Raw genomic sequence first — 1,651 nt, 5'->3', positions numbered from 1 at the left:
GTGACTGTTGCACAACTAAACAAGCCAACAGTGGCTTTAGAATTAAGTTCTTTGAAATATTGATTAAAATATTGATTATTAGTATATTAGTACATGCAAGGAAAGAAAATACACCAAGAAAGCTTGTTCATACAGTTTCAGCTTTCCGACTACGTACCAGCTGATAATTTTTACCGTCGGTTAAAAAGTTTGCTTGATTTAGACTTCTTGTATCCGACAACTTTGAAGTATTATGGCAAGGAAGGTCAAAAAAGCATCGACCCGGTTGTATTTATGAAATTGATGCTCGTTGGTTATCTCGAAAATATTAATAGCGACCGCCGGATTGTTATTTCATCGGGAATGCGGATGGACATTCTTTATTTTCTCGGTTATGACCTTGGCCAGGAATTACCGTGGCATTCTACGTTAAGCCGCACCCGCAAGCTTTTTGGAGAGGAAACATTCCTTGAATTGTTTAAGCAAGTACTGAAGCTTTGCATTAATAACGGGATGATTAGCGGCAAACGGCAAGCTGTGGACAGTGCTTTAATACCTGCCAATGCGGCTAAACAAAGTATGGTTGAGCGGATAGTGATGGAAGATGCATCTGTGTTCAGCCGGGAATTGAATGATAATATCGAGGATGATCCTGCAAAGCCGAAGGAGCCAAAAAGCGACAATGATGAAGGGCCGAAGAATAAAGACGTTGCGCCGACCAATCAAACACACTTCAGCCCTTCAGACCCGGATGCCCGTTTAACCACCAAGCCAGGTAAACCGATGAGATTGTATTACCGGTCGCAAATGAGTGTGGATACAGCCAGTCATTGCATAACCTATATACAGGCATTTAAGGGAAACGAGGCTGACAACAGTTCTTTGCCGGTAATACTACCGCAGATTGCCGGTAACATGGCTGACCATGCCATTCAGGTTGAAGAAATTCTGGCAGATACAGGCTACAGTAGCGGTAAAGCTATACGGGCATTAACTGCCAATGGTATGAAAGGATATATTCCTGCTCCCGGAACTTATAAGTCTTCAAGGGAAGGCGAAGGGTTCATATACGATGATAACTATGACCGGTATACTTGTATAATGGGTGTCCATCTGCCCTTCAAACGCATCGAATCTGCTTATAATGAACCGACTGTTTTCAAGAAGATTTATGAGTCCAGCATTAGTGATTGCAAAAACTGTCCATTTAAGGACATTTGCGCCAATAAAAAAGGCTTCAAGAAGCTGGTTGACTCTGCGGACAAACCGCTTTATGAATATATGCAACGGCGGGTGGAGAGCCCCAGAGGTAAACAGATGATGTCGCTGCGCTCCAGTACAGTCGAACCGGTATTCGGCTCCTTAATTAATTACACGAGCTTAGACCGAATAAACACTAAAGGACTTAAACAAGCAAATAAATGTATGCTTATGGCTGCCGCCGCTTATAATATCAAAAAACTGCTCAAATGTAAGTTCGGGCCACTGATAGCAGCGCCAATCCCGGCCATAGGTGGCCTGAAAGGTCTGTTTAATCAGTTGTTCATGCAATTTATAGGGTACAAACACCAACATGCTGTGAACTTCCTAACTTCGTTTTAATCAATAGTTCAAAGAACGGACGAACAGGCTCACGTCTGTATAATAGTCTCAATAGTTGCGCAACGACCAC

The 1,651-nt window shown here is 42.6% G+C and carries 1 protein-coding gene; it reads left to right on the top strand.

Going from position 1 to position 1,651, the window contains the following annotated elements; genetic code table 11:
* Positions 1-93: 93 nt before the first annotated feature.
* A complete protein-coding gene (locus BMX56_RS29770; protein ID WP_090653367.1) occupies positions 94-1,581 on the top strand; it encodes an IS1182 family transposase in 1,488 nt (495 codons plus the stop codon).
* Positions 1,582-1,651: the final 70 nt, after the last annotated feature.

The organism is Mucilaginibacter sp. OK283 (genome assembly GCF_900110415.1).
GTDB lineage: Bacteria > Bacteroidota > Bacteroidia > Sphingobacteriales > Sphingobacteriaceae > Mucilaginibacter.
The sequence above is the reverse complement of the archived record's forward strand: the minus strand, read 5'-3'. Positions and strand labels throughout refer to the sequence as shown.